Raw genomic sequence first — 19,619 nt, forward strand, 5'->3', positions numbered from 1 at the left:
CGGCACATGAGCTTGAAGGTCTACAACACGCTGAGCGGCAAGAAAGAGGTATTCCAACCGCTGCAACCGGATGCGGTCACCATGTACGTCTGCGGACCCACCGTCTACAACCTCGCCCATATCGGCAACGCCCGGCCGGTGGTAGTGTTCGACGTGCTGTTCCGCCTGTTGCAGACGCTGTACAGCACAGTGACCTACGCCCGCAACATCACCGATGTGGATGACAAGATCATCGCGGCGGCCAGGGACAGCGGCCGTTCCATCGAGGCGGTGACCGACGAATTTACCGGCAAATACCGCGAGGACATGGCCCAGCTCAATGCGCTGCCGCCGACGCTGGAGCCGCACGCCACCCACAACATTGGCGCGATGATTGCACTGACCGAAACCCTGATTGCAAAGGGCCATGCCTATGAGTCACAGGGCCATGTGCTGTTCGCGGTGGAATCCATGCCGGATTACGGCAAGCTGTCGCGGCGCTCGCTGGATGACATGCTGGCGGGCGCCCGGGTGGAGGTGGCGGACTACAAGCGCCACCCGGGGGATTTCGTGCTGTGGAAGCCGGCCGCTGTCGCGGATCCGGGCTGGGACAGCCCCTGGGGGCGCGGCCGTCCGGGCTGGCACCTGGAGTGCTCGGCGATGATTCGCGAGCATCTGGGGGAGACCATAGACATCCACGGTGGCGGGCGCGACCTGATCTTTCCCCACCACGAGAACGAGATCGCCCAGAGCCGCTGTGCCCACGGTGGCGACTATGTGCGCTACTGGATGCACAACGCCTACCTGGACATCGACGGCGAGAAGATGTCCAAGTCCCTGGGCAACTTCCGCACCGTGCGCGAGCTGCTGCAGTCCTTTCGCGGCGAAGTGCTGCGCTTTGCGCTGCTGTCCGCGCAGTATCGTACGCCGCTGAATTTTTCTGCCGAGTTGCTGGAGCAGGCCGAGGCCACCCTGGGCAGTCTCTACAGCACGCTGGAGTCGGTACAGGATATCGAGCCCGATGCCAGCGCAGTGGAACTGGCGTCAGAACCCTTTTACCAGGCGCTGTGCGATGACCTGAACACGCCGCTTGCGATCGCGGAACTGCACGCGCTCGCCAAGCAGTTGCACAAAGCCGACGACACTGCCGCCAAAGCGGCACTGAAGGCGCGCATGCTGGCCGCCGGGGAGTTGCTGGGCATCCTGCAGCAGGAGCCGCAGGCGTGGTTGCAGGGCGATGCGGCCAGCGACGGCATCACCGCAGCCGAGATCGAGGGACTGATTGTCGCACGGCAGCAGGCCAAGGCAGACCGGGACTATGCCCGTGCCGATGCCATTCGCGAACAATTGCTGCAGCAGGGTGTCGTGCTGGAGGATTCCCGCGAGGGCACCAAGTGGCGCCGCGGCTGAACGCGGCGTCGCGGATTCAGGCAGCAGCCTTCTGCCCGGCGCATCTCGAGACACTTATCATCGTCCAATGGCTGTCCAGTCAGTGGGGGCCGACTCTAGGTGGCGAGTTCCGCAAGCTTTCCAGCGAGCTCTTCCTCTGATATCCCCTGGATTTCCACCACCTTGGTCGCAGATGTGTGCCCCGCGCAAATGCTCAGCTGCTTTGCTGGAAGGTCGAGGAATTGCGCGACGAGCTTCAGTACCGCAGCGTTGGCCTTGCCCTTTTCCGGCGGGGCCTGAACTCTGATCTTAAGGGCTTCTCCAAGCATCCCGACGACCTTGTTCCGGGATGCTCCTGGCACGACCTTGACGGTGAGGCGGCAACTCATTGGTGGATGCTCGAACAGGTCATCTAATACCGCCGTCTATGGCTCATCGACCAAGCAGCATGCCGAGTCTCGCCGCCATGAGCCTGGTAATAAATTTCAATGGATACGACTTGTATTCAGGGACCCCGCTCGAGACAGGATTGTTCTCCGATCTGTATCTGGTTTGGATGCGCATCTGTATTGGGGGCGCGTCATTGCCGAATCTGGCCCTATAGACAGAGAACCAGTGACCCTTCTGAAAATCGAGAAACATGGCAGAATTACAGCATGTCGCAACAACTCTACGAGTGGGGGAACCGTCCTTGATCCGGTAGTCGCGCAAGAGATCGGCACCCTTTGAGAATTGCACTCGATCTTTCCGGAAGAGCAGGAGATCCGTTCCGCCATCTGGCCCCATAACCGGAGGGGCGTCCGGCAAAGCTTCAAGCTGGCGTGCGCCTTCCTGGCAGTCATCACAGTAACAGGCTGCGCCGAGGATTGGTTTGCCGGCCACGTCAATCTCGACGCTTCCGCAGGTGCATTGAGCAATACTGTGATTCATGCTTTGCATCAGCTTTCCTGTTCAGATGGTGTTTATGGAATGCGGGCGATAACTTTTATTTCAAAATCAAAGCCAGCCAACCAATTCACCCCGATTGCTGTCCAGTTTGGGTAGGGCGGTGCGCTAAAGTGTTTTTGCTTTACCTGCATAATGGTGGCGAATTGGTGCTCTGGATCAGTGTGAAAAGTGGTCACATCAACAATATCATCAAGGGTGCAGTTTGCTGCTGCCAGTGTAGCTTGCAGGTTTTTAAAAGCCAGCTCCACCTGGAGTGAAAATTCAGGCTCAGGACTACCATCTTCACGGCTACCTACCTGCCCGGACACAAACAGCAGATCTCCAGAACGAATAGCTGCCGAATAGCCGTGCTCCTTGTAGAGTGCATGCCTGTTGGCAGGAAAAATAGCTTCACGTTGGTGCATAACCAAACCCTCATTGTAGTAAATATCTGCGCATTGTTTTTGAAATGCGCTTTCAGCGGTGGGCGAGTTCCAGCGACTCTGCTGTACCCGCACGCCAGTTGGCAGTAACATACGGTACGTATGCAGATTGAGGTTATACGAGGCGTATGTCAAGTTAATATACGCGCCGTATGCTAGTAGCGAGGGAGCCAGGATTGAACAAACGCGCCAAAACAGTGGCAGAAAACCGTGCAAAGCTAATATCAGCGGCCCGAAAAGCCTTTGCTGAAAAAGGTTACGCAGCGGCCTCGATGGATGAGCTAACCGCCGAAGCAGGTTTGACAAGAGGGGCTCTGTACCACAATTTTGGCGACAAACGCGGGCTTCTCGCTGCGGTTGTAGACCAGATAGATACAGAAATGGCAGTGCGTGCAAAAGAGGAGGGCGCACAAGCTGGAGACTTGTGGCAGGGGCTGCTGGCAGAGAGTATAGCCTATATACGTATGGCGCTTGATCCTGAAATCCAGCGTATCGTATTGCTCGACGGGCCTGCGGTTTTGGGAGACCCCTCACAATGGCCCAGCCAAAATAGCTGCCTTGAGGTCACCAGACAAACCGTGACGCAGCTAATAGCTGAAGGCGTTTTAAAGCCGGTTGATGCCGAAGCTGCTGCCAGATTACTCAGTGGTGCCGCGCTTAATGCAGCGCTGTGGATTGCCGCCAATGCCACCCCACAGAAGGTGACCCCGAAAGCCGTCGAAGCATTTCAGCTACTGGCATCTGGTTTGTTAAAGAACTCTTCCTAGTGAATTATTTATTTGCTTATAGAGAGTGCCAGCCGCCGGGCTCGTTCAACAATGGGATAGGTCGTGGCTGACGCGCGATATATGCCTATTTGTTACGTGCAGCATTATTTTCTGTGATTCTTCTATCATTTTTTGCTCGCATAGTCCTGAAGTAACTCCGGAAACTTGTTTTGCGGCGGGAACTTGCTGAAACTATGTTTCGCACCAGTAACAGCCCATTCAATCTTTTCATCCGTGTAAGTTTCAATGAAAGGCTTGTAGGTTCGAGAGCCCGCAAGCAGAGTTGAGCGTACATTTACAAAATCATTCATACCTTCAGGGCGTGTGAATAGCCAGCTCATACAATGCCCGCAAAAAAAGTGGCGCGTACTTCCGTGCAGCCCACCGATAACGGGCTCTCCGGATGTAATTGAGAATGCCTCACTCGGAAATAGCGAGCTCAAGCTAAAGGCGCTTGATGACATCCGCTGACATCCCGTGCAGTGACAAGCCATTGTAATCATTGGCTTTGCGCTAACCTCAAACTCTACCAACCCGCAACGGCAATGACCTCTAACCTTATCCGATGTACTGTTCACTATAACCTACCTCCAAATTCAATATGGGGCACTGAGATATAAGCCGGGTGGGCTTCCCGAGACCGGAATCTCTGATCGTGGTGGCCGGATTGTTGTGAACTTCATCCCTCGATCCCTCGATCCCTCGATCCCTTGGCGGATGCACTCAATAACGCTGAGCTAAGCGCCGCGCGCTTCCTGCGCGTCCGATTGAGCTTTTGGTTATTTTGCATATACCTTTAAAGCACCGAATAAATAAGGAATCCTCCAAACAAAATACCCAACAATCCCGCCAGGCTTTTAAATAGCGGCGTGAGTTCGAGTGCCCAATTAATCAGATTTTGGAATCGCACTCTGCCAATTACCGCCAACATCAGAGCGGCAAGAATTGAAAGCCAACCCAAAACTTGGAATACAACTGTAAATTTGGATTCTGATGCGCCGGCGATCAATACAGCTCCTAGAACAATTCTTACTACAACGGCGGAAAGGTGAAGCCAGATTGAACTTGCATGCTTTTTGAGCAGATTAAAAATAGCGACAGGTTTAATTAAAACCACGGCACTACTGAGCACAATCAAAGACCCGAACAGGAAAACAAGATAATTCATTGAACATTCCTCATTGGCAACATAGCGCCCTGGTTATGCATTTGGATCGCAGTTTACTGACTTATTATGTGCCATATGTGCGACTGGTCATTCCATAACTAATCGGAAATTCCAGCCAACCAATATAGGCCCTGCATGCCAGACATAGGGAAAGCGAAACCATGGTCCGCCGATTCTATTACTTTGAATTCCACCTGAGACGTGTCGGACTTCCTGGATTTCAGAAAACGCACCAAGCTAAACGCATTTTCAACGTATTTTGGTGTTTCATCGGATCCTACTGACACGAAGACATTGGCATCTAGCGATTCGGGGGTCGCTTGTGAGATTGGTGTGTACTCATGGGCAAATTGCCCGCTGAACAAAGGTGCTGGGCTACCAATTATGTAGTTTCGAAAGGTCTTGGGACGGGTCAACAGTATATAGCTGCCAAAGGTTCCGCTTACTGAATAGCCAAAATAGGTGCGCCGAGTTGGATCGACTTTGTATTCAGATTCGACATACTTAAATACGTCATTCTGTAAGAACGCAAGGTGCTCTCGAGCCTGGCCGGTAGGGTGCTTGTAGTCTTCCCCCGTGTATTTGTCGGGAGTGTAATCACGCATACGACTTTGCTGTGCAGGTATGCCTTTTTCCCAGGAAATACCAACTAGAATGGCATCCTGAACCAGGTGTTCTATGGAGCCTGAGATAATTTCCATGTGCCAACGTGCGTCCGCAATGTAGATAACTGGGTGCGTCTGATCGGTATTGACATCGTAGTCTTTAGGTAGCTTTACGTACAGTTCGTAGTCGCGCCCCAGTGCACTGTCCTGAATGGGCACGACCTTGATTTGGGGAAGTTGGAGTGGATTAGCTTGTACAGTTGCTCCAAATAGCAATAACAGCCATACAGAAAGTATTTTTATTCTCGCAAGGTCTCCCTCTGGAAGTACATAACGAGGCTGTAGAAAAACCCGGAAACAATGCCAGGCTTTTAATAGCTCGGTTCCATTACCAGGTTTTTGCAGTGTGTAGAGAGCCACTCCGGAGAAAAGCGCTATTTTCAATAAGCCGTCTCCAGGATCACTCATCATTCTCTCAGATTCCCATAATTCTTCATTTTCTCGATATCGTGGACCATGCAGTATAGGCGCCATTGACCTTGTACCTTGTCTCGGCCGCGCAAACTGAATCGACTGAGCCCTTTGTTGGTCACAATATTACATTCCCACGTAGCCGACCGGCCAGTAAAATGTCAATTTCAGTCTTGTATTGGGAAAGATCATCAAGTGATCCTGCACAAATCCCTAGCATCCCTGAAAGAAGTTCCTCCGGATTTTCGACTGCAGGATCGTCGAACAACGAAGATCCACGGTTCGGACAGAATCCACGCTTTCCCGTTGTTTGGTAGTACCTGACGTCGCCAGTGATCTCGACGGAATTCTTTGGGACAAACAATACCGGTGCATAACCACTTCCCGTCGCCTTCTTGCAGTTAATTCAATGGCAATTTCCCACCATCGTGACTTTACGGCCGCTAGCCCGGGAACGAATTTGAATGACGGGTTATGTACTACCCGAAGAAACAGCCATTCTCGTCGGCATTCACGATAGCAAAGAATTCCTCGATGGAGCGTGACTCGGGTTCTGGCGTGTACGAATGCCACTTCAGATCGCTGCGCATCCAATAGATTTTCCAGCGTTGAGATTTCTTGATATAGGTAGCTTTTGCCACCGGCGATTCAATGATCGTGGAAGGCTCCCGAAAATGGGGGCGAATCTCGACTATCTGCACGCTTTGGCCGGAAACTCGAACGTCCAGATCCAACTTGGGCCGGATCTCGGCTGGCGGCCTCCGCTCTTTCAGAAATTCAGAAGCGGCCCGCTCAATTTTCTTTGCTTCAAACTCACTGAATGCCATGTGGTTTCTCTATGGGAACGTCCACATAACGCTCGCAGCAGGCGCGCCGCTTTTTGACGTTGCCCTGCGATCGTTGGGAGCCTTGTAGATAGAACCGCGATATTCCATTCAAGAGCGCCGCTCAAGAAGTTCTTTTAGCGTTGCCAGATCCTTCTCAACTGCCTGTTTATCTTCTGCGAATTGTTCGTCGGACATACCCGGTCGCCGCAGTAGAGAGAATACGAACTCGCTCCCATCCCCGTTGGGGACAACTCGCATGGGATTGTGAACAACCACACCTGAATCAAGTTTAACATCATGATCCATGATGCCAAATGTATTCCTCTCCGCAAACCTGATCTTTACCTTTCCAAATGGAGATTCAGCCGCCCACGCGTCTCGACCTCTCTTAACCTCAGAGCTGGCTAACCCCGCTGCCCAGCGCGGCAAATTTTCAGGATTTGAAGCAAACTCATAAACTTCGCTTGGGAGGCGATCAATATAAATGCTGATATGTTGTACTTCGTGCATCAGGAAAGCTCCTTGTTCTGTGACCAGGGGGCATTTTCAGAAACGAGGTGCCGTTTCCGCGGAAACGTTTTTCGGTTATAGATGGCACCAAGAACAGGGGCGCTGAGATATAAGTCGGGTGTGTTTCCCGAGACCGGAATCGCTGATCGTAGTGGCCGATTGTTGGGAACGCCGTTTTTCACTTTCTTGGTGGATCTACTCAATAACGCCATCTTCAGCGTGTTTTGGTCTGGCTGCAAGGCCTTTATTATGGTTTTTTCTTGGAAATGTATCTGACATTCGCCAAGCCATCGAAGTCGTTATCTTGAGTCCAGATTACAGCGGAGTACTTCTGAGCAGTGGCGAAAATGATGCTATCAGCCAACGGTAGTTTGTGGAGAACGCCAAATTTTGCGGCACTCTTAGCCAGCTCTGAATCCAGTGGGATCACCTTGCCCTGTTCCATATGGGCTGTGACAATCAAAGCGGCTTCTTCTCCACGTTGACGCAGTACGGCCTTGAAAACCTCCGTGATAGTGATGCTTGGAACCAACAACTCTGGCAGCTTTTCTATGGGCCCCGCAAATACCGCAGAATTCGCATCGCTGGCGAGATACGACAACCAGGCTGATGAATCTACGACATTCATACCCGATCTTCTTCCCTGAGAACGGTGGTATCAATTCCTTTCAAGAAGCCTCTCATTTCTTTCATGGGTTTAAGAGGAATCACCTCAATCCGCCCTTGGTATGAGGTCATCTGGACTTTCTGGCCAGGTGCAATACCCATGGATTCACGTATTTCTTTAGGAATTACAATCTGATACTTCGGAGATACGGTTACTGAAGTCATGCCGAAACCTATCGATAATATAAAGGTATTACGATACCTCTATCGATAAAAGTGGTCAAGATACGTAACGATTTACTTCAGCTGCGGCTCCGGAGGAACCGTCCGGTGGAGGCGCGGAGCGCCGGAACGCACTGCAAGAACCTGCTATATGCCTTTCCCAATAACCAATGTGCGCATAAACTATGCGCATCATGAATTTGGAGTAACTCTCCCATGAATCACGTATACAACACCCAAGCCCCTAAAAAACCTACTAATGTTAGTATAAACAGCGACTTACTTGAAAAGGCCAGAAGTCTCAATATCAATCTGTCCGCAACTCTGGAGCTTGCCTTGGCTGAATTGCTACGGACTGAACACCGTGCTCAATGGCTGCGCGAGAACGCCGATGCCATTCAAGCATACAACCAATTCGTCGAAACCAATGGCACGTTCAGCGACAGCGTAAGGAAGTTCTGATGGGACAGTTTTGTACATATAAGAACCCCAACCCTGGTACTCGCGCCCACTATCCCTACTTGCTGGATATACAAAGTGATTTATTGAGTGGACTGAGAACAACCATCGTCATTCCGCTCACATCTTCAATAATTGCCGCACCAATAAGTCTATCCAGGCTCAACCCTGTATTCGTTCTAGGCGGCGAGAGCTTTACAGCAATAACACAAGACATTGCAGGTGTGGATCGCAAACAGCTCGGTGCTCAGGCCCACGATCTATCTGCACACCGCTCAGAAATTATAGCTGCAGCAGATTTTGTACTCTCTGGCATATAACGAGGCTGTACAAAAATCCGGAATCAATACCAGACTTTTAATAGCTCGGTTCCATTACCAGATTGTTGCAGTTGGTGGAGCCCAGTCGGCGGTAGCATCCTTTCAGTGCTTCAAGAGCGGGTTGCAATGTGTGGTGTTCTTGCCCATGCCACCAAAAGTAGGCGCTTTAGGCGAACGCTGAGCATCCACAATGATCTGATGTTTTTGTCGACAATGGCGACACCGTTATAGGCCTGTATCGTGCCCTTGCTCGTTGTCATCTTGGCCGACTCATTGTCGGTGATATTGCCCTTCACTTCCTTTGGTCTCTTGCCCTGGCCCATCTGTGGGCTTTGCGTCTTTAGGAACTGATCGATCCCCGTGGCCGCTTTATCGAGCGTGTCAAGGGTTTGTTGAGTTCGCCGAATACGCTCGCTGTTGGTAAGATCCTGCTTGTCCAGCTGACGGTGCTCTTTCAGGCAACGGCGAATCTGGCGTTTTATCTTTTGACGCTTCTGTCCAAGCTCCTTGAAGGTACCAGACCATTCCTTGGCGGCGACCGCGTCCGGTGCCGGAGGCGCATAGTTAATTGCTTGGTTATTGTAGCGTTGGGAAAGCTTGCCCGACCACCACGTTGCCGGAGCGATAGTGAAGGCTTTAGCCAAAAGGATGCACCAGGCCCGAAGGGCGACATGAATGCCCTATTTGGCAGCGTAGCGCAGTCACTTCCCATGGTGCGTAGCGATTTCCTCTTCGCTAAGTCTAAGAAATCGTGCGGCGTTGTTATACAGGATGTCTCGTTTCTGCGCCTCATCAAGAAACGGTGCATCTCTTACTGCGGCAATCGACTTCGGGATCATTCCTGGCCAAACCATCTGATCCGAGCCGTACATGACGCGAGACCCAAATCCTGCTTCAACTATCCGTTGCAGGTAGCTGTGAAACTCTGGGGTCGGTAGAGCCCAATTAATGGCTGCTACATCCATATACACTTGCGGGTGCGCCCACAGCAAGGCCAACAAATCTTCGAGCATGGGCCACCCCGCATGAGATATATAGATGCGTAGCGACGGATGTCTAATGAGTACCTCCTCAAGCGTTAAAGCGCTGTGCAATCGCGCCCGATAGCCGGATGCTCCAAGGTATGCGACGCCGGGAGGCCCCGTACCGATATGGATCCCAACGGGTAGATCAAGCTCTTCGGCGAGAGCCCAAAGCGGCTCCAAACGCTCATCGTCGGGCGAAATCCCAGCGTATTGCGTCGTCAGCTCTCCAATAACCTCCAATCGTCCTTCGTCATGCAGGATACGCAACGAGTCAATCGACTGCGGCTCCGCGACGGCGGAACCGCCAAGCAACAAAGCCTGGATGATGCGATCCGGCGCTGCGTCTTCGTACGCCCTAACCAGATGTTCAGGCCCACTCGCGACACCAAAAATGTTGTACTCGTCTAGCATCGCGAGCGAGGCAGCCATCAGCTCCCGATCGGATGTCGGCGACCATACCGGATCATCACATGGTGGGTTCTTTAGTAGCGACAACCATTGATCGGGATATGACTCGGCTGAGACCGAGGACGGAATCTCGCGAAACGGCGAACATAATCCTAGTGGCGGTGGGCCTTGGCTATCGACCGCGACTGTATGGAAGTGCATATCGATAATCGGCAATCTGGATTCTTGAGCCAAAGCCAAACCATCAGCCATGAAAATCATTATTAAGACTATTCCCAGCCGCATAGTGAAGCCCCCCGCGATTTCAGCTCGAAGTTTCGCATAGATTAATTGCGCCGTATAACGCAGCCAACATGCGCAGCTTTGGAGTGATGGCGGAGCCGCAACGGAAAAGCTGTCGCTGTGATTGGCCTGGTTAAATGCGACCTGGATCAACGTAAAATCCCCAGCCTGCTCACGTCTTTGAATTTGGATCTCAAATTCTCAATAATCTCTGGAGGGATTACCTCTCCGTCAGCAGCACTTTGTTATGTAACCGATCAATATAGGACTGTTTCCTCTTTGCACCTGCGGTAGCTAGTTGGAGGGCCCCATGGCGCGGAACAGGCTCACGATTTCCTGCAGGTCCGCCTCATCCATACGCTGGTAATCATCGAAGCTATTCACAGTGTAGCACTGCAGTATGGCGTTCACCTGAACAATGCGATTAAAGATTTTGTGCCGGTGTTTTGATCGCAGGCTGTCCAATACCACAGTGGTATAGGCGGCGCCCACGAGGTGCGCCTTTTGCCACGACGGTAGTGAGCGGTCTTTGGCGATGCGTTCAACCTCCTGAGCGCTCGACTGCCAGCTGGCGTAGGCGTCCTTTTCAGCCATGGGCAGCCTCGTTCATTACATCCGAACGTATGGGGCTGTCAGCGAAGCAGGCTTTCCAGTTTCGCGGCGTCAAAGCTGCGGACTTCGCGAGACGGGTGTCGCCCCACGCGCTGCAGGACATCCACCAGGTAACCGTAGGCATTAATGCCATACGGACAGTAGGTCACCATCAAGCTTTGAAAGATGCCAACTACTCCGCACCCAGCTCGCTCCAACAAAACAAGTGGTTTTCCGCTTATGGCCACATTGCCATAATCGCAAGAACTGGCTGTTTGCAGGCTCTGTACGCAGCGGTCAGCGCGCGGTCAACGTGATGACGCTGATCCAGTCGGCAAAGATCAATGGGCTGGATGCCCAGGCCTATCTGCGGCATGTGCTGGAGTGTATCTCCACTGCCAGGCAATCTGATCTGGCAGCCTTGCTGCCGCACAACTGGGATCCGCCCATCAAGGTGTGATTACCGGACGGTTGCCTATAACCAATGCAATTGAGCATTATTATTGGTATTCGAAAATGATATTTCACTTTCCGTCGTTGTGACTAAACTTGATTTTACTGGGCTAAATGTACGCGCTCGAACAGAGGATACTAGGGTACTGGAAGGGGTTAATTCCAAGAACCGGAACCATTTTTTTCGGAATCTATTTTCAGGATTATCAGCTGGATCATTTTTGTTACTGCTGTTTAACAAGCCCATCTTTACGCAATAAGTCATGAAGTAAGAGTAGTCCACAAGACAATATTATCTTTAATAGGAGTCCTTGATCATGACGTATAGACGCATTATTGCACGTGCGCTAGCCCTTCCAGTGGTCCTACACATGATGGTTGCCTTGGCAGGTGAGAGCCAGTCTCCTCAACAGCTCGATCCCTCGGTACGAAGGGATTACAGCGGCACTATGGAAATGCCTGATGGCATTGCACTTTTTAACTTGATGACAACATGGGCATCAGTCTCCAAAAGAAATCCGGATGATCTTCCGCATCATGTAAAAATGGTTACAGGATTAAGCGAGAAAGCGAGCAAACATCTCGTCAACTACCTACTCGATTTAAACAGGCGCATGAATAAGGAGATAAATAGCTCTGTCCGCATGCTGACTTGCACTCCTAATGTGGGAAGTCGGAGCATTTCAGAGTACGCACTGATAGCGGATACGACTGATGACATTTCAGAAGGAATTTACAAGAAATACTACATGGTAGCTATAGCACAGCTTCCTCAAGATGAGATCAAAGCTTTAGGTCAACTAGTCGATGCAACCAAATCAAGCTCATCATACTTGGCGGTAAATCACAGCGAGGATTACCATCAGAGACCTGTCGAATACCTAAGACAAGTATTCCAGACATATTGTGATCGGAAGGGAGACCAGAGATGAAAACATTTGCAGGGATGACGCTCACATGCTCACTGCTGATTGCCAGTTCCAGTGCTAATGCGGCGCTGACTGCAAATGTGGGGATGATATGGGGAGCTTTCGAAGACTATTCGCACCATACAGCGGCAGTTACATTCAACCACATCGAATTAGTTATATATATGAGTATGGACGCAGAAAACTTCATCAATTTCGGTCTCCACAACAGCTTCTATAACCACGATATTAATATTACGCCGCCAAACAACCAGGGGCTAGAAGTGTCACCCCTTCCACTCGACTACTACGATTGTACACCGTACAAAGCAAAGACATTTGCCACGTTTTGGAATGAAGTCCAATACAGGTATAGGTCAGCTGAGGCAAATTACATCACTCCTCCGCCACCGTTTCCTTATTCGTGTCCCTGATTTCTGTGGCAGTTATCGTTTATGAGCCACGGCTAGCAGCAGTAAAGACTCTGACCACGATGCAGCCTCTGTCCGCGGCCGAACCATATGGTGTCGACGTCGTGCTCTTGTGCAATCGGTGATTTCGATACAACGGGTTTTTGACTGTAACCGATCAATATAGGACTGTTTCCTCTTTGCACCTGCGGTAGCTAGTTGGAAGGCCCCATGGCGCGGAACAGGCTCACGATTTCCCGCAGGTCCGCCTCATCCATACGCTGGTAATCATCGAAGCTATCTACAGTGTAGCGCTGCAGTATGGCGTTCACCTGAACAATGCGATTAAAGATTTTGTGCTGGTGCTTTGATTGCAGGCCATCCCGTACTACAGTGGTATAGGCGGCGCCAACCAGGTGCGCCTTTTACCATAGTGGTAGTGAGCGGTCTTTGGCGATGCGTTCAACCTCCTGAGCGCTCGACTGCCAGCTGGCGTAGGCGTCCTTTTCAGTCATGGGCAGCCTCGTTCATCACATCCGAACGCATGGAGTTGTCAGCGAAGCAGGCTTTCCAGTTTCGCGGCGTCAAAGCTGCGACGTCGCGAGCCGGGTGTCGCCCTACGCGTTGCAGCACATCCACCAGGTAGTCGTAGGAGTTAATGCCGTGCAGGCGGCAGGTCGCCATCAAGCTTTGAAGAATACCCAACTGCTCCGCACCCAGCTCGCTCCAACAAAATAAGTGGTTTTTGCGGCCCATGGGAATGACGCGCAGGGCACGCTCCAAGTGATTGGTGTCCATGGCAACACCCGGATTCTCAAGGAACACACGCAGCGAGGCCTCCCGCTCATGGACATAGGCCAGCGCTTTGGTGAGCGGGTTGGATGGCAGCAATTCCGGGGCGTTGCCGCTGGTGGCGAACCCAGGCAAAGAGCGCCTCGAGGATAGGCACACTGTGCTGGATCCGCCAGGCGGCCACTTCGTCCGGAACCAACTCCCGCGCCCGGATAGCCGCTTCAATCTGGTAAAGCCGGGCAATCAGGTCCAGGGCGTATTGGGCCAGCACGGGCTCCATCGCCAGTGCTCGCTCAAAGGCCCTACGACTGTGTGCCCAACAATTAGCGTGGGCAATCCGTGCTTTGTTCCAGTTGAGGTCAGAGCCTACTAGGCTGTAGGCCTCGTAGCCATCAGTCAGCAGGACGCCAGTAAATCCGCACAGTTGCTGTTGGGCATGGTGGCGGCTACGGCTGGCAGACCAGGTAAAGACCACTTCATCCCGGTCGCCATACATAGGCCAGAAGTAGCTTTCCGAGACCCTTGCGACCCGCCTTCATGGGCACTTCGTCCATCGCCAGCACGGCGCTGTCCAGAACGCTCTGCCACTGAGCCTGATAGATCGGCTCCAGCAAGGCAATACCTCGCGATACATAGTTCAGCAGGGTCGAGCGGCTCAGCACAATGCCGCTGTTGAGCATGCGCTGGTGCTGACGATACAACGGCAAGTGGTACACCGCCTTGTCGACCATCAGGCCGGCCAGCAGGGAGACATCGGCATAGCACTCCTCCAGCACATTGTCTGGAGCCGGTGGCGTGATGAGCGTCTGATCATGCTTGTCACGCAGTACCGGCCGGCGATAAATCAGCAGCTGGTAAATACTGCGCTGCTGCGCGAGCCGCGCACTCTCCTTGTACCCGATTATCTCGTAGCGAGCAGCCTGTTCTCCCTGCAGCTCGGGTGCCGGAATGTCGATGATAGTTTGCGGCACTGTTTCATCAAAGCGCAGCCCGGTGTCATTGACTTCATGACCGCCCCGCCGAGCACGGCGCCGGTGTTCCGCAATGACCTTGCTCGGCGGCTTGGGGGATTGGGTGTCAGGGTTCTCTCGCGCGAACAGGCTGGCCTGGTCGGGATTGAGCAGTAGCTGCTTCTCGGATTTGCGGCCAAACAGTTGCCGCTTGAACCAGTCCAGTTGCTGTTTGAGGCGCTGGTTCTCTGCCTCCAGCGCTGCCATACGCACCGCCGCCGCATGGGCGTCAGCAAGGGGTGGTGAAACGGTATTGAACGGCGAGATCATGCCGCAGATTTTACCATTCCGAGACCCCGATGACGCTTGTATTGTCGAGATTTTTGCCAATCGATCCCGCTGATCAGGCACTGCAGCTGTGCACTGTCGGCTCCAGTTTCTCTCCGTTGTTCGTCACCGACTGAAACCGGCCCCGTTCCAGGCGTTTCGCCCAGATGCAGAACCCACCGCCATGGTAATACAGGATCTTCATCTGGGTGCGACGGCGATTGACGAAGACGAACCAGTCGCCACTATTGGCTTGCAGAGAGAGCTGGGTCTGAGCAATGGCGGCCAGTCTATCGAAACTGCGGCGCATATCGACAGGCTTCTGGTACAGCCAGATGCGCGCCGTACTCGAGAACATCATCAGGCAGCGCGCATCCGTAGCTGGACACCGCCCGGTAACTCGAGTTCAATCTCCCATGTGCGCTTAGCGCCATCGACCGGATCAGTCAGATCAATCGGTAGCCAGTCGGCCGATGTCTTGTCTGGTGGCAATGCTTCTTCCTGGAGGGAAAGCTTGTGGCGCCACCGTACAAATGTGCCGTAAGCTATCTCGTTGTGCTTACAAAAAGCAGTGGCAGACAATCCACGGTCGATAAACTGTTGCACGATCTCGCGCCATTGTGCTGCTGAGCGGCGAATACGTTGAGGTGTGGTCATGGCTAGCTCCCAGGAGGTTGACTGAGAGTTCAGAATAGTCAGGAACGGTGGTAAATTGCAGACGCCTCAGAATGAACGCTTACTTTGTTATGCACGTTGAAAACCTGCTGCTCATTCGACGCTTCCTCAAATCATACACCGGTCGGCCTAAGTCCTCGTCGATTAGAGATCAATTGCATAACGCTCCAAACAGCCGACGCTTATAGCGGTCGGCTGCTTTGGCTTGTTAACAGCTTATTGCCACTCAATTTTGAGGTCTTTGTGCGACTGAGCACAATCCCTAAGATAAAGATTAATAAGGCTCTGATAAGGAAGGTCCTTTTCATCAGCAAGTTGTTTGAAGTACTCGATAGTATCTTCATCAAGTCTTATAGTGACCTGCTTCTTCAGCTTTTTGGCGTATGGATTTTTGACTGACTTGGAAAAATCGTAGTGATCACGCATGTCTGTACCCTTCATAAATCATTCGTTCTCGCTTGTCAGCCTTACGCGCGGAGATAATGCGTACGATCTCGTCGGCTCTAGCACAATGGCACACGACTAACAGACGAGAATGAATGCTCGTACCAAGGAGTATGAACCGGTCCTCCTCGTCAGAATGGTCCGGATCTGCGATCAAGCGGGCGTACTCGTCTGTAAAGGCGGTTTTTGCCTCGTGGAATGAAACGCCATGCTTCTTCTGGTTAGAAGCATCCTTCCGGATATCCCATTCGAAGTTCAGATGGCTCATTGCACTACATTGTAGTTATATTGTAGTTGAAGTCAATGCCTTATGGCCGAGGGCTGTTAACGCCTTGCTTTGGGGCGCCGGAGCGATAGCGGAGGCGTCCCAGTAGCGCGCACTCTGCGCTGCGACAACAGCAATTTGCTATGAGTTTTAATGACTAGCATAACTACCGAAATCCTCTAGCAATATGCTGTCCGTTGTAAGCTCGCCTTTGCTGTAGAAAAGGCGAACTGATGCTGAATTATATAGCGACGGATGTAAGCAGAAAGAAACACCATGAAGTGGTTTTTCTGAGTATATGGTTTCAGGAGCCTCAATTAGAATGAGACCAACAGACAGCATAGTTTCTCCGTCCTTCTCGATATCCAGTGTGGCGCCACTGAATGAAGCCCCATTGTGGCTAGCAGGTATGGAAATCTCAACGTCACTAGCCTCTGCGCACAATGGCTCGGGATAGATGCCAACACTGAGACCAAGTTCCTTTAGATCCGATGGTGCTGCACGTACCTCTTGCTTGTCTATTGAAGTTGCATGGCATGCACCAACAACAAATGTACCTAGAAGTGAGACGCATAACTTATTCATCGGTGACATCATAATAAGGACTCCTGGCCCGTTGTAGATTTCCTCGAATGCACCGTCACGCAGGATATTGATGATGATCGTACGCTGCGGTTGCCTCCGGAATGCGGCGCGGTAAGAGATGGAACTACTGCCCGGGGAATGGGGCAGGGTGTACTGAAGGATTCTCGCGAGGGCACCCAGTGACGCCGCGGCTGACCGCGGCGTCACGGATTCAGGCAGCAGTCTTCAGCCCAGCGATTTTTCCCCGGACTCCACACTCTGCATGATCAGCGTGTTGATGGTCATCGGTCCCACGCCACCGGGCACCGGGGTGTAGGCGCTGACCTTGTCCAGCAACGGGGCCAGTTCGATGTCACCCACGCCCCCCGGGTGGTAGCCGGCATCCACCACGACCGCGCCGGGCTTGACCCAGTCGGCCTTGATGAATTCGGGCTTGCCGACCGCGCCCACCAGGATGTCGGCCTGGGCGACCAGTGCCGGCAGGTCCCGGGTGCGGGAGTGGCAGATGGTCACTGTCGCGTTTTTCTGCAGCAGCATCATCGCCATCGGCTTGCCGAGAATGGGGCTGCGGCCGACCACGACCGCGTGCTTGCCCTCGATCTCCACGCCGTATTCCTCCAGCAGGCGCATGATGCCCTGGGGCGTGGCGCAGCCGTAGGCCGCTTCGCCCATCGCCATGCGTCCGAATCCCAGGCAGGTTACCCCGTCCACATCCTTGTGCAGGGCGATGGCATCGAAGCAGGCGCGTTCATCAATCTGCGGTGGGACGGGATGTTGCAACAGGATGCCGTGGACGTCGGGGTCGTTGTTCAGTTCCTCTATTCGGGCCAGCAACTCGAGGGTAGTGGTGCTGACGGGCATTTCCACTGCCAGCGACTCCATGCCGACCCGCCGGCAGGCGTTCCCCTTCATTCTGACATAGGTGGCCGATGCCGGGTCATCGCCCACCAGGATGGTGGCGAGAATCGGGGTTTTGCCGCCGGACTTCGCCTTCAGTTGTTCCACCCTGGCGAGCAGGGCCGCCTCGGTTTGGGCCGCGAGGGCCTTGCCGTCCAGAACCTGTGCTGACATATATTTCGTTCCTGTTGTGTTGGATCGCCTGGTCTGTCACAAAAGAGGGCGCCGGGGCACCTCTCAGGGGCATATTCTCCCATGCACAGCGCCCGATTGGGAGGCCTGCGGCCACCGAAAGTGCCGGGCATCGCCTTTTATCATTGACGCCCGGATGGGGCTGAGTATCATGCGCCTCCTGAAAACGGGTAGCTGCGGCTGCCCGCAGGAACATCGGGGTATAGCGCAGTCTGGTAGCGCGCCTGCTTTGGGAGCAGGATGTCGGGAGTTCGAATCTCTCTACCCCGACCAACTTCAATGCCACGATCTGGTAGGTTGGTGTGCCGAATTTTCAGACCACGCAGTGGTGGCCGTAGCTCACCAGGTAGAGCACCGGATTGTGACTCCGGAGGTAGCGGGTTCAAGACCCGTCGGCCACCCCATATTCCCGCCTAGAAATCATCAACAATCCAGCAAACGTGCGGCTTTGGGGCACGGGGTCCTGGACTGCTTTGACATGCCAGCAGATTTCGATATGATGCAATGCCGTGCGATAGACTGGCACCGTGGAGCCAGTGCCCCATGGAGGATCCCAACATCCGCTCTGACCCGACATCGCCCCTGAACCAACCGCCACGCGGCATGATGGCATCCGCGCTGTTCAGCAACAGAACGCTGTTGGCCACGCACAATCCCGGGCAGGCCAGGGCAAGTGTGGAAAATGTATTTTTCCGGCACAGGCTGCGTACCAGCGGCAGCGGCTTCAATCCGATCAATTTCATTCATCGCGGCGCGGGGTTGTCATCGCTGACCTTCAACCTGATCAGCTACGGCAGTGACGTCGAGGTCTCCGTAGACTATATCGACCGCAGCCACTATGTTCTGGTGACGCCGCTGAACCTCAAGGCGGTGGTGCACAATCACGATACTCGGTCCGACCTGGAAAGCGGCGAGCTGATCGTATTGGACCCCATGCGGCGGTTTTGCTTTGAAATGGAAGCGGCCCACAGCCACTTGGCCATCGGTATCCCCAAGCAAAGGCTCAACGCTCACCTGCTGCAGCATTATCCCCACCTTGCCGGACAGCGGATAGAGTTTCGCAGCACACCCTATTCGCAAAAGAACATCGGCTCCGGTCTGTTCGATTACCTGGCCTATATCTGCCGGGAAATCGATCGGCCGGGCACCATGACCCGGCACAATGCGGTGGCGAGTTCGATTGAGGACTCTTTCCTGACCCTGCTTATTGCTACGCTACTGGAGGCGCAGGATCCCTCGCTATTGCTGGACTTTGGAAGCCACGTACCGGCCTGCGTGCTGCGCGCTGAAGAGTTCATGGAGCAAAACCTGAGCGAAGAAATCAGTTCGGAGGATATTGTCGCGGTGGCGGGAGTCCCCACCCGTACCCTGTACCACGGCTTCCGCAAGCACCGCGGCGTCAGCCCTGTACACTGGTTGCGCTTGCGGCGTCTGCGCCAGGCTCGCCTGGATCTACTGGCAGCCGCAAGCACCGCAGTCAGCGTGACCGATGTCGCCCAGCTGTACCAGTTCTCCCATGTCGGGCGTTTCTCCCGCGCCTATTTCGAGGAATTCGGGGAATACCCCTCCGATACGCTGAGACGGCTCTAGCCCGCCTGCGTGGACCACCCACTACCCTAATACACCGCGTTCGCGGCACCCCTTGCAGAAAACGACCTCGGCTTGCCAGTAGTGGCTTGTGAGCCTGATTCAGGCTGTGACACGCTCGTTGCCACTGACAAT

27 protein-coding genes, 2 tRNA genes and 5 pseudogenes are annotated in these 19,619 nt (G+C 53.3%); 10 read left to right on the forward strand and 24 right to left on the reverse strand.

The window, feature by feature from the left end:
• Positions 1-6 precede the first annotated feature (6 nt).
• A complete protein-coding gene (gene cysS, locus G3T16_RS19735; protein ID WP_163496724.1) occupies positions 7-1,389 on the forward strand; it encodes a cysteine--tRNA ligase in 1,383 nt (460 codons plus the stop codon).
• Positions 1,390-1,484: 95 nt separating this feature from the next.
• Here cysS and G3T16_RS19740 read toward each other — a convergent pair whose 3' ends face one another.
• The 3 genes from G3T16_RS19740 to G3T16_RS19750 are packed head-to-tail and all read right to left on the reverse strand — an operon-like array spanning position 1,485 to position 2,831.
• The gene (locus G3T16_RS19740; RefSeq protein WP_163496725.1) at positions 1,485-1,757 is read right to left on the reverse strand and encodes a DUF167 domain-containing protein; all 273 of its coding nucleotides are present in this window, start codon (positions 1,755-1,757) and stop codon (positions 1,485-1,487) included.
• Between the two features lie 43 nt (positions 1,758-1,800).
• Positions 1,801-2,307 carry a GFA family protein gene (locus G3T16_RS19745; protein WP_197911765.1) on the reverse strand — a complete coding sequence of 169 codons (507 nt, stop codon included), beginning with the start codon at positions 2,305-2,307 and terminating at the stop codon, positions 1,801-1,803.
• A 23-nt stretch (positions 2,308-2,330) separates the two neighbouring features.
• A complete protein-coding gene (locus G3T16_RS19750; RefSeq protein ID WP_232059179.1) occupies positions 2,331-2,831 on the reverse strand; it encodes a RidA family protein in 501 nt (166 codons plus the stop codon).
• An 83-nt stretch (positions 2,832-2,914) separates the two neighbouring features.
• Here G3T16_RS19750 and G3T16_RS19755 point away from each other — a divergent pair, with 83 nt between their 5' ends.
• The gene (locus tag G3T16_RS19755; protein WP_163496726.1) at positions 2,915-3,505 is read left to right on the forward strand and encodes a TetR/AcrR family transcriptional regulator; all 591 of its coding nucleotides are present in this window, start codon (positions 2,915-2,917) and stop codon (positions 3,503-3,505) included.
• A gap of 125 nt (positions 3,506-3,630) precedes the next feature.
• Here the strand turns inward: G3T16_RS19755 and G3T16_RS19760 are convergent, their stop codons facing one another.
• The 9 genes and pseudogenes from G3T16_RS19760 to G3T16_RS19800 all read right to left on the reverse strand — a co-directional run bounded on the left by G3T16_RS19760 (position 3,631) and on the right by G3T16_RS19800 (position 7,917).
• Positions 3,631-4,083: a GFA family protein gene (locus G3T16_RS19760; RefSeq protein ID WP_456298656.1), complete on the reverse strand. Its 453-nt coding sequence runs from the start codon at positions 4,081-4,083 to the stop codon at positions 3,631-3,633.
• A gap of 218 nt (positions 4,084-4,301) precedes the next feature.
• Entirely contained in the window at positions 4,302-4,673 is a 372-nt protein-coding gene (locus G3T16_RS19765; protein WP_163496727.1) for a hypothetical protein, read from the reverse strand.
• Positions 4,674-4,771: 98 nt separating this feature from the next.
• The gene (locus tag G3T16_RS22245; protein WP_408610758.1) at positions 4,772-5,803 is read right to left on the reverse strand and encodes an alpha/beta hydrolase; all 1,032 of its coding nucleotides are present in this window, start codon (positions 5,801-5,803) and stop codon (positions 4,772-4,774) included.
• Positions 5,746-5,877 (reverse strand): annotated as a pseudogene (locus G3T16_RS23275) (transposase); the annotation flags it as partial. The gene G3T16_RS22245 and the pseudogene G3T16_RS23275, both read right to left, overlap by 58 nt.
• Positions 5,868-6,155 (reverse strand): GFA family protein, encoded by a 288-nt coding sequence (locus G3T16_RS23280; RefSeq protein ID WP_408610759.1) that lies wholly within the window; start codon positions 6,153-6,155, stop codon positions 5,868-5,870. The gene G3T16_RS23280 and the pseudogene G3T16_RS23275, both read right to left, overlap by 10 nt.
• A gap of 73 nt (positions 6,156-6,228) precedes the next feature.
• Positions 6,229-6,576, reverse strand: a complete 348-nt coding sequence (locus tag G3T16_RS19785; RefSeq protein WP_163496730.1) for a DUF3024 domain-containing protein — start codon at positions 6,574-6,576, stop codon at positions 6,229-6,231.
• A gap of 108 nt (positions 6,577-6,684) precedes the next feature.
• The gene (locus tag G3T16_RS19790; protein WP_163496731.1) at positions 6,685-7,086 is read right to left on the reverse strand and encodes an SRPBCC family protein; all 402 of its coding nucleotides are present in this window, start codon (positions 7,084-7,086) and stop codon (positions 6,685-6,687) included.
• 247 nt (positions 7,087-7,333) lie between these two features.
• Positions 7,334-7,714, reverse strand: coding sequence for a type II toxin-antitoxin system VapC family toxin (locus G3T16_RS19795; protein WP_163496732.1), 381 nt, complete (start codon positions 7,712-7,714; stop codon positions 7,334-7,336).
• The gene (locus G3T16_RS19800; protein ID WP_163496733.1) at positions 7,711-7,917 is read right to left on the reverse strand and encodes an AbrB/MazE/SpoVT family DNA-binding domain-containing protein; all 207 of its coding nucleotides are present in this window, start codon (positions 7,915-7,917) and stop codon (positions 7,711-7,713) included. Before G3T16_RS19800 ends, G3T16_RS19795 begins: the two co-directional genes overlap by 4 nt.
• Positions 7,918-8,130: 213 nt before the next feature.
• On the opposite strand from G3T16_RS19800, the gene G3T16_RS19805 reads away from it, so the two are divergent.
• Together G3T16_RS19805 and G3T16_RS19810 are read left to right on the forward strand one after the other, a co-directional pair.
• Positions 8,131-8,376, forward strand: coding sequence for a type II toxin-antitoxin system CcdA family antitoxin (locus G3T16_RS19805; RefSeq protein WP_163496734.1), 246 nt, complete (start codon positions 8,131-8,133; stop codon positions 8,374-8,376).
• Positions 8,376-8,693 (forward strand): CcdB family protein, encoded by a 318-nt coding sequence (locus G3T16_RS19810; protein WP_163496735.1) that lies wholly within the window; start codon positions 8,376-8,378, stop codon positions 8,691-8,693. Before G3T16_RS19805 ends, G3T16_RS19810 begins: the two co-directional genes overlap by 1 nt.
• 79 nt (positions 8,694-8,772) lie before the next feature.
• On the opposite strand, the pseudogene G3T16_RS19815 reads toward G3T16_RS19810, so the two are convergent.
• The 4 genes and pseudogenes from G3T16_RS19815 to G3T16_RS22250 all read right to left on the reverse strand — a co-directional run.
• Positions 8,773-9,229: pseudogene (locus G3T16_RS19815) on the reverse strand (IS1182 family transposase); the annotation flags it as partial.
• A 165-nt stretch (positions 9,230-9,394) separates the two neighbouring features.
• Positions 9,395-10,561, reverse strand: coding sequence for an amidohydrolase family protein (locus G3T16_RS19820; RefSeq protein ID WP_163496736.1), 1,167 nt, complete (start codon positions 10,559-10,561; stop codon positions 9,395-9,397).
• A gap of 141 nt (positions 10,562-10,702) precedes the next feature.
• Positions 10,703-11,002: a hypothetical protein gene (locus G3T16_RS19825; protein WP_163496737.1), complete on the reverse strand. Its 300-nt coding sequence runs from the start codon at positions 11,000-11,002 to the stop codon at positions 10,703-10,705.
• Positions 10,995-11,231: pseudogene (locus G3T16_RS22250) on the reverse strand (IS66-like element ISCARN15 family transposase); the annotation flags it as partial. The gene G3T16_RS19825 and the pseudogene G3T16_RS22250, both read right to left, overlap by 8 nt.
• Before the next feature lie 12 nt (positions 11,232-11,243).
• Here G3T16_RS22250 and G3T16_RS19830 point away from each other — a divergent pair.
• From G3T16_RS19830 to G3T16_RS19840, 3 genes and pseudogenes are all read left to right on the forward strand, one after another.
• Positions 11,244-11,459 (forward strand): annotated as a pseudogene (locus G3T16_RS19830) (transposase domain-containing protein); the annotation flags it as partial.
• A 310-nt stretch (positions 11,460-11,769) separates the two neighbouring features.
• Entirely contained in the window at positions 11,770-12,384 is a 615-nt protein-coding gene (locus G3T16_RS19835; RefSeq protein ID WP_163496738.1) for a hypothetical protein, read from the forward strand.
• A complete protein-coding gene (locus G3T16_RS19840) occupies positions 12,381-12,794 on the forward strand; it encodes a hypothetical protein (RefSeq protein ID WP_163496739.1) in 414 nt (137 codons plus the stop codon). The genes G3T16_RS19835 and G3T16_RS19840 overlap by 4 nt, the downstream gene beginning before the upstream one ends.
• A gap of 483 nt (positions 12,795-13,277) precedes the next feature.
• On the opposite strand, the gene G3T16_RS21375 is transcribed toward G3T16_RS19840, so the two are convergent.
• The 8 genes and pseudogenes from G3T16_RS21375 to folD form a co-directional block, all read right to left on the reverse strand.
• Positions 13,278-13,697 (reverse strand): IS66 family transposase, encoded by a 420-nt coding sequence (locus tag G3T16_RS21375; RefSeq protein ID WP_232059180.1) that lies wholly within the window; start codon positions 13,695-13,697, stop codon positions 13,278-13,280.
• A pseudogene (tnpC, locus tag G3T16_RS21385) lies at positions 13,615-14,842 on the reverse strand (IS66 family transposase). Before tnpC ends, G3T16_RS21375 begins: the two are co-directional and overlap by 83 nt.
• Positions 14,843-14,915: 73 nt before the next feature.
• Entirely contained in the window at positions 14,916-15,200 is a 285-nt protein-coding gene (tnpB, locus tag G3T16_RS19850; RefSeq protein WP_163496740.1) for an IS66 family insertion sequence element accessory protein TnpB, read from the reverse strand.
• Positions 15,200-15,496 (reverse strand): IS66 family insertion sequence element accessory protein TnpA, encoded by a 297-nt coding sequence (gene tnpA / locus G3T16_RS19855; RefSeq protein ID WP_163496741.1) that lies wholly within the window; start codon positions 15,494-15,496, stop codon positions 15,200-15,202. The genes tnpB and tnpA overlap by 1 nt, the downstream gene beginning before the upstream one ends.
• A gap of 234 nt (positions 15,497-15,730) precedes the next feature.
• Complete coding sequence (locus G3T16_RS19860; protein ID WP_197911772.1) at positions 15,731-15,955, reverse strand: BrnA antitoxin family protein; 225 nt, start codon at positions 15,953-15,955, stop codon at positions 15,731-15,733.
• Entirely contained in the window at positions 15,933-16,226 is a 294-nt protein-coding gene (locus G3T16_RS23285) for a BrnT family toxin (protein WP_163496743.1), read from the reverse strand. The genes G3T16_RS19860 and G3T16_RS23285 overlap by 23 nt, the downstream gene beginning before the upstream one ends.
• Before the next feature lie 147 nt (positions 16,227-16,373).
• Entirely contained in the window at positions 16,374-16,820 is a 447-nt protein-coding gene (locus G3T16_RS19870; protein ID WP_163496744.1) for a hypothetical protein, read from the reverse strand.
• Positions 16,821-17,033: 213 nt separating this feature from the next.
• Positions 17,034-17,879: a bifunctional methylenetetrahydrofolate dehydrogenase/methenyltetrahydrofolate cyclohydrolase FolD gene (gene folD / locus G3T16_RS19875; RefSeq protein ID WP_163496745.1), complete on the reverse strand. Its 846-nt coding sequence runs from the start codon at positions 17,877-17,879 to the stop codon at positions 17,034-17,036.
• Positions 17,880-18,093: 214 nt separating this feature from the next.
• Between folD and G3T16_RS19880 the strand changes: the two genes are divergently transcribed.
• The 3 genes from G3T16_RS19880 to G3T16_RS19890 all read left to right on the forward strand — a co-directional run bounded on the left by G3T16_RS19880 (position 18,094) and on the right by G3T16_RS19890 (position 19,487).
• Positions 18,094-18,170 (forward strand) — tRNA-Pro (locus G3T16_RS19880).
• Positions 18,171-18,225: 55 nt separating this feature from the next.
• A tRNA-His gene (locus G3T16_RS19885) sits at positions 18,226-18,301 on the forward strand.
• 139 nt (positions 18,302-18,440) lie between these two features.
• Complete coding sequence (locus G3T16_RS19890) at positions 18,441-19,487, forward strand: AraC family transcriptional regulator (protein ID WP_163496746.1); 1,047 nt, start codon at positions 18,441-18,443, stop codon at positions 19,485-19,487.
• The last annotated feature ends 132 nt before the right edge of the window (positions 19,488-19,619 follow it).

The sequence above is a fragment of the Kineobactrum salinum genome (assembly GCF_010669285.1).
In the GTDB taxonomy this organism is placed as follows: domain Bacteria; phylum Pseudomonadota; class Gammaproteobacteria; order Pseudomonadales; family Halieaceae; genus Kineobactrum; species Kineobactrum salinum.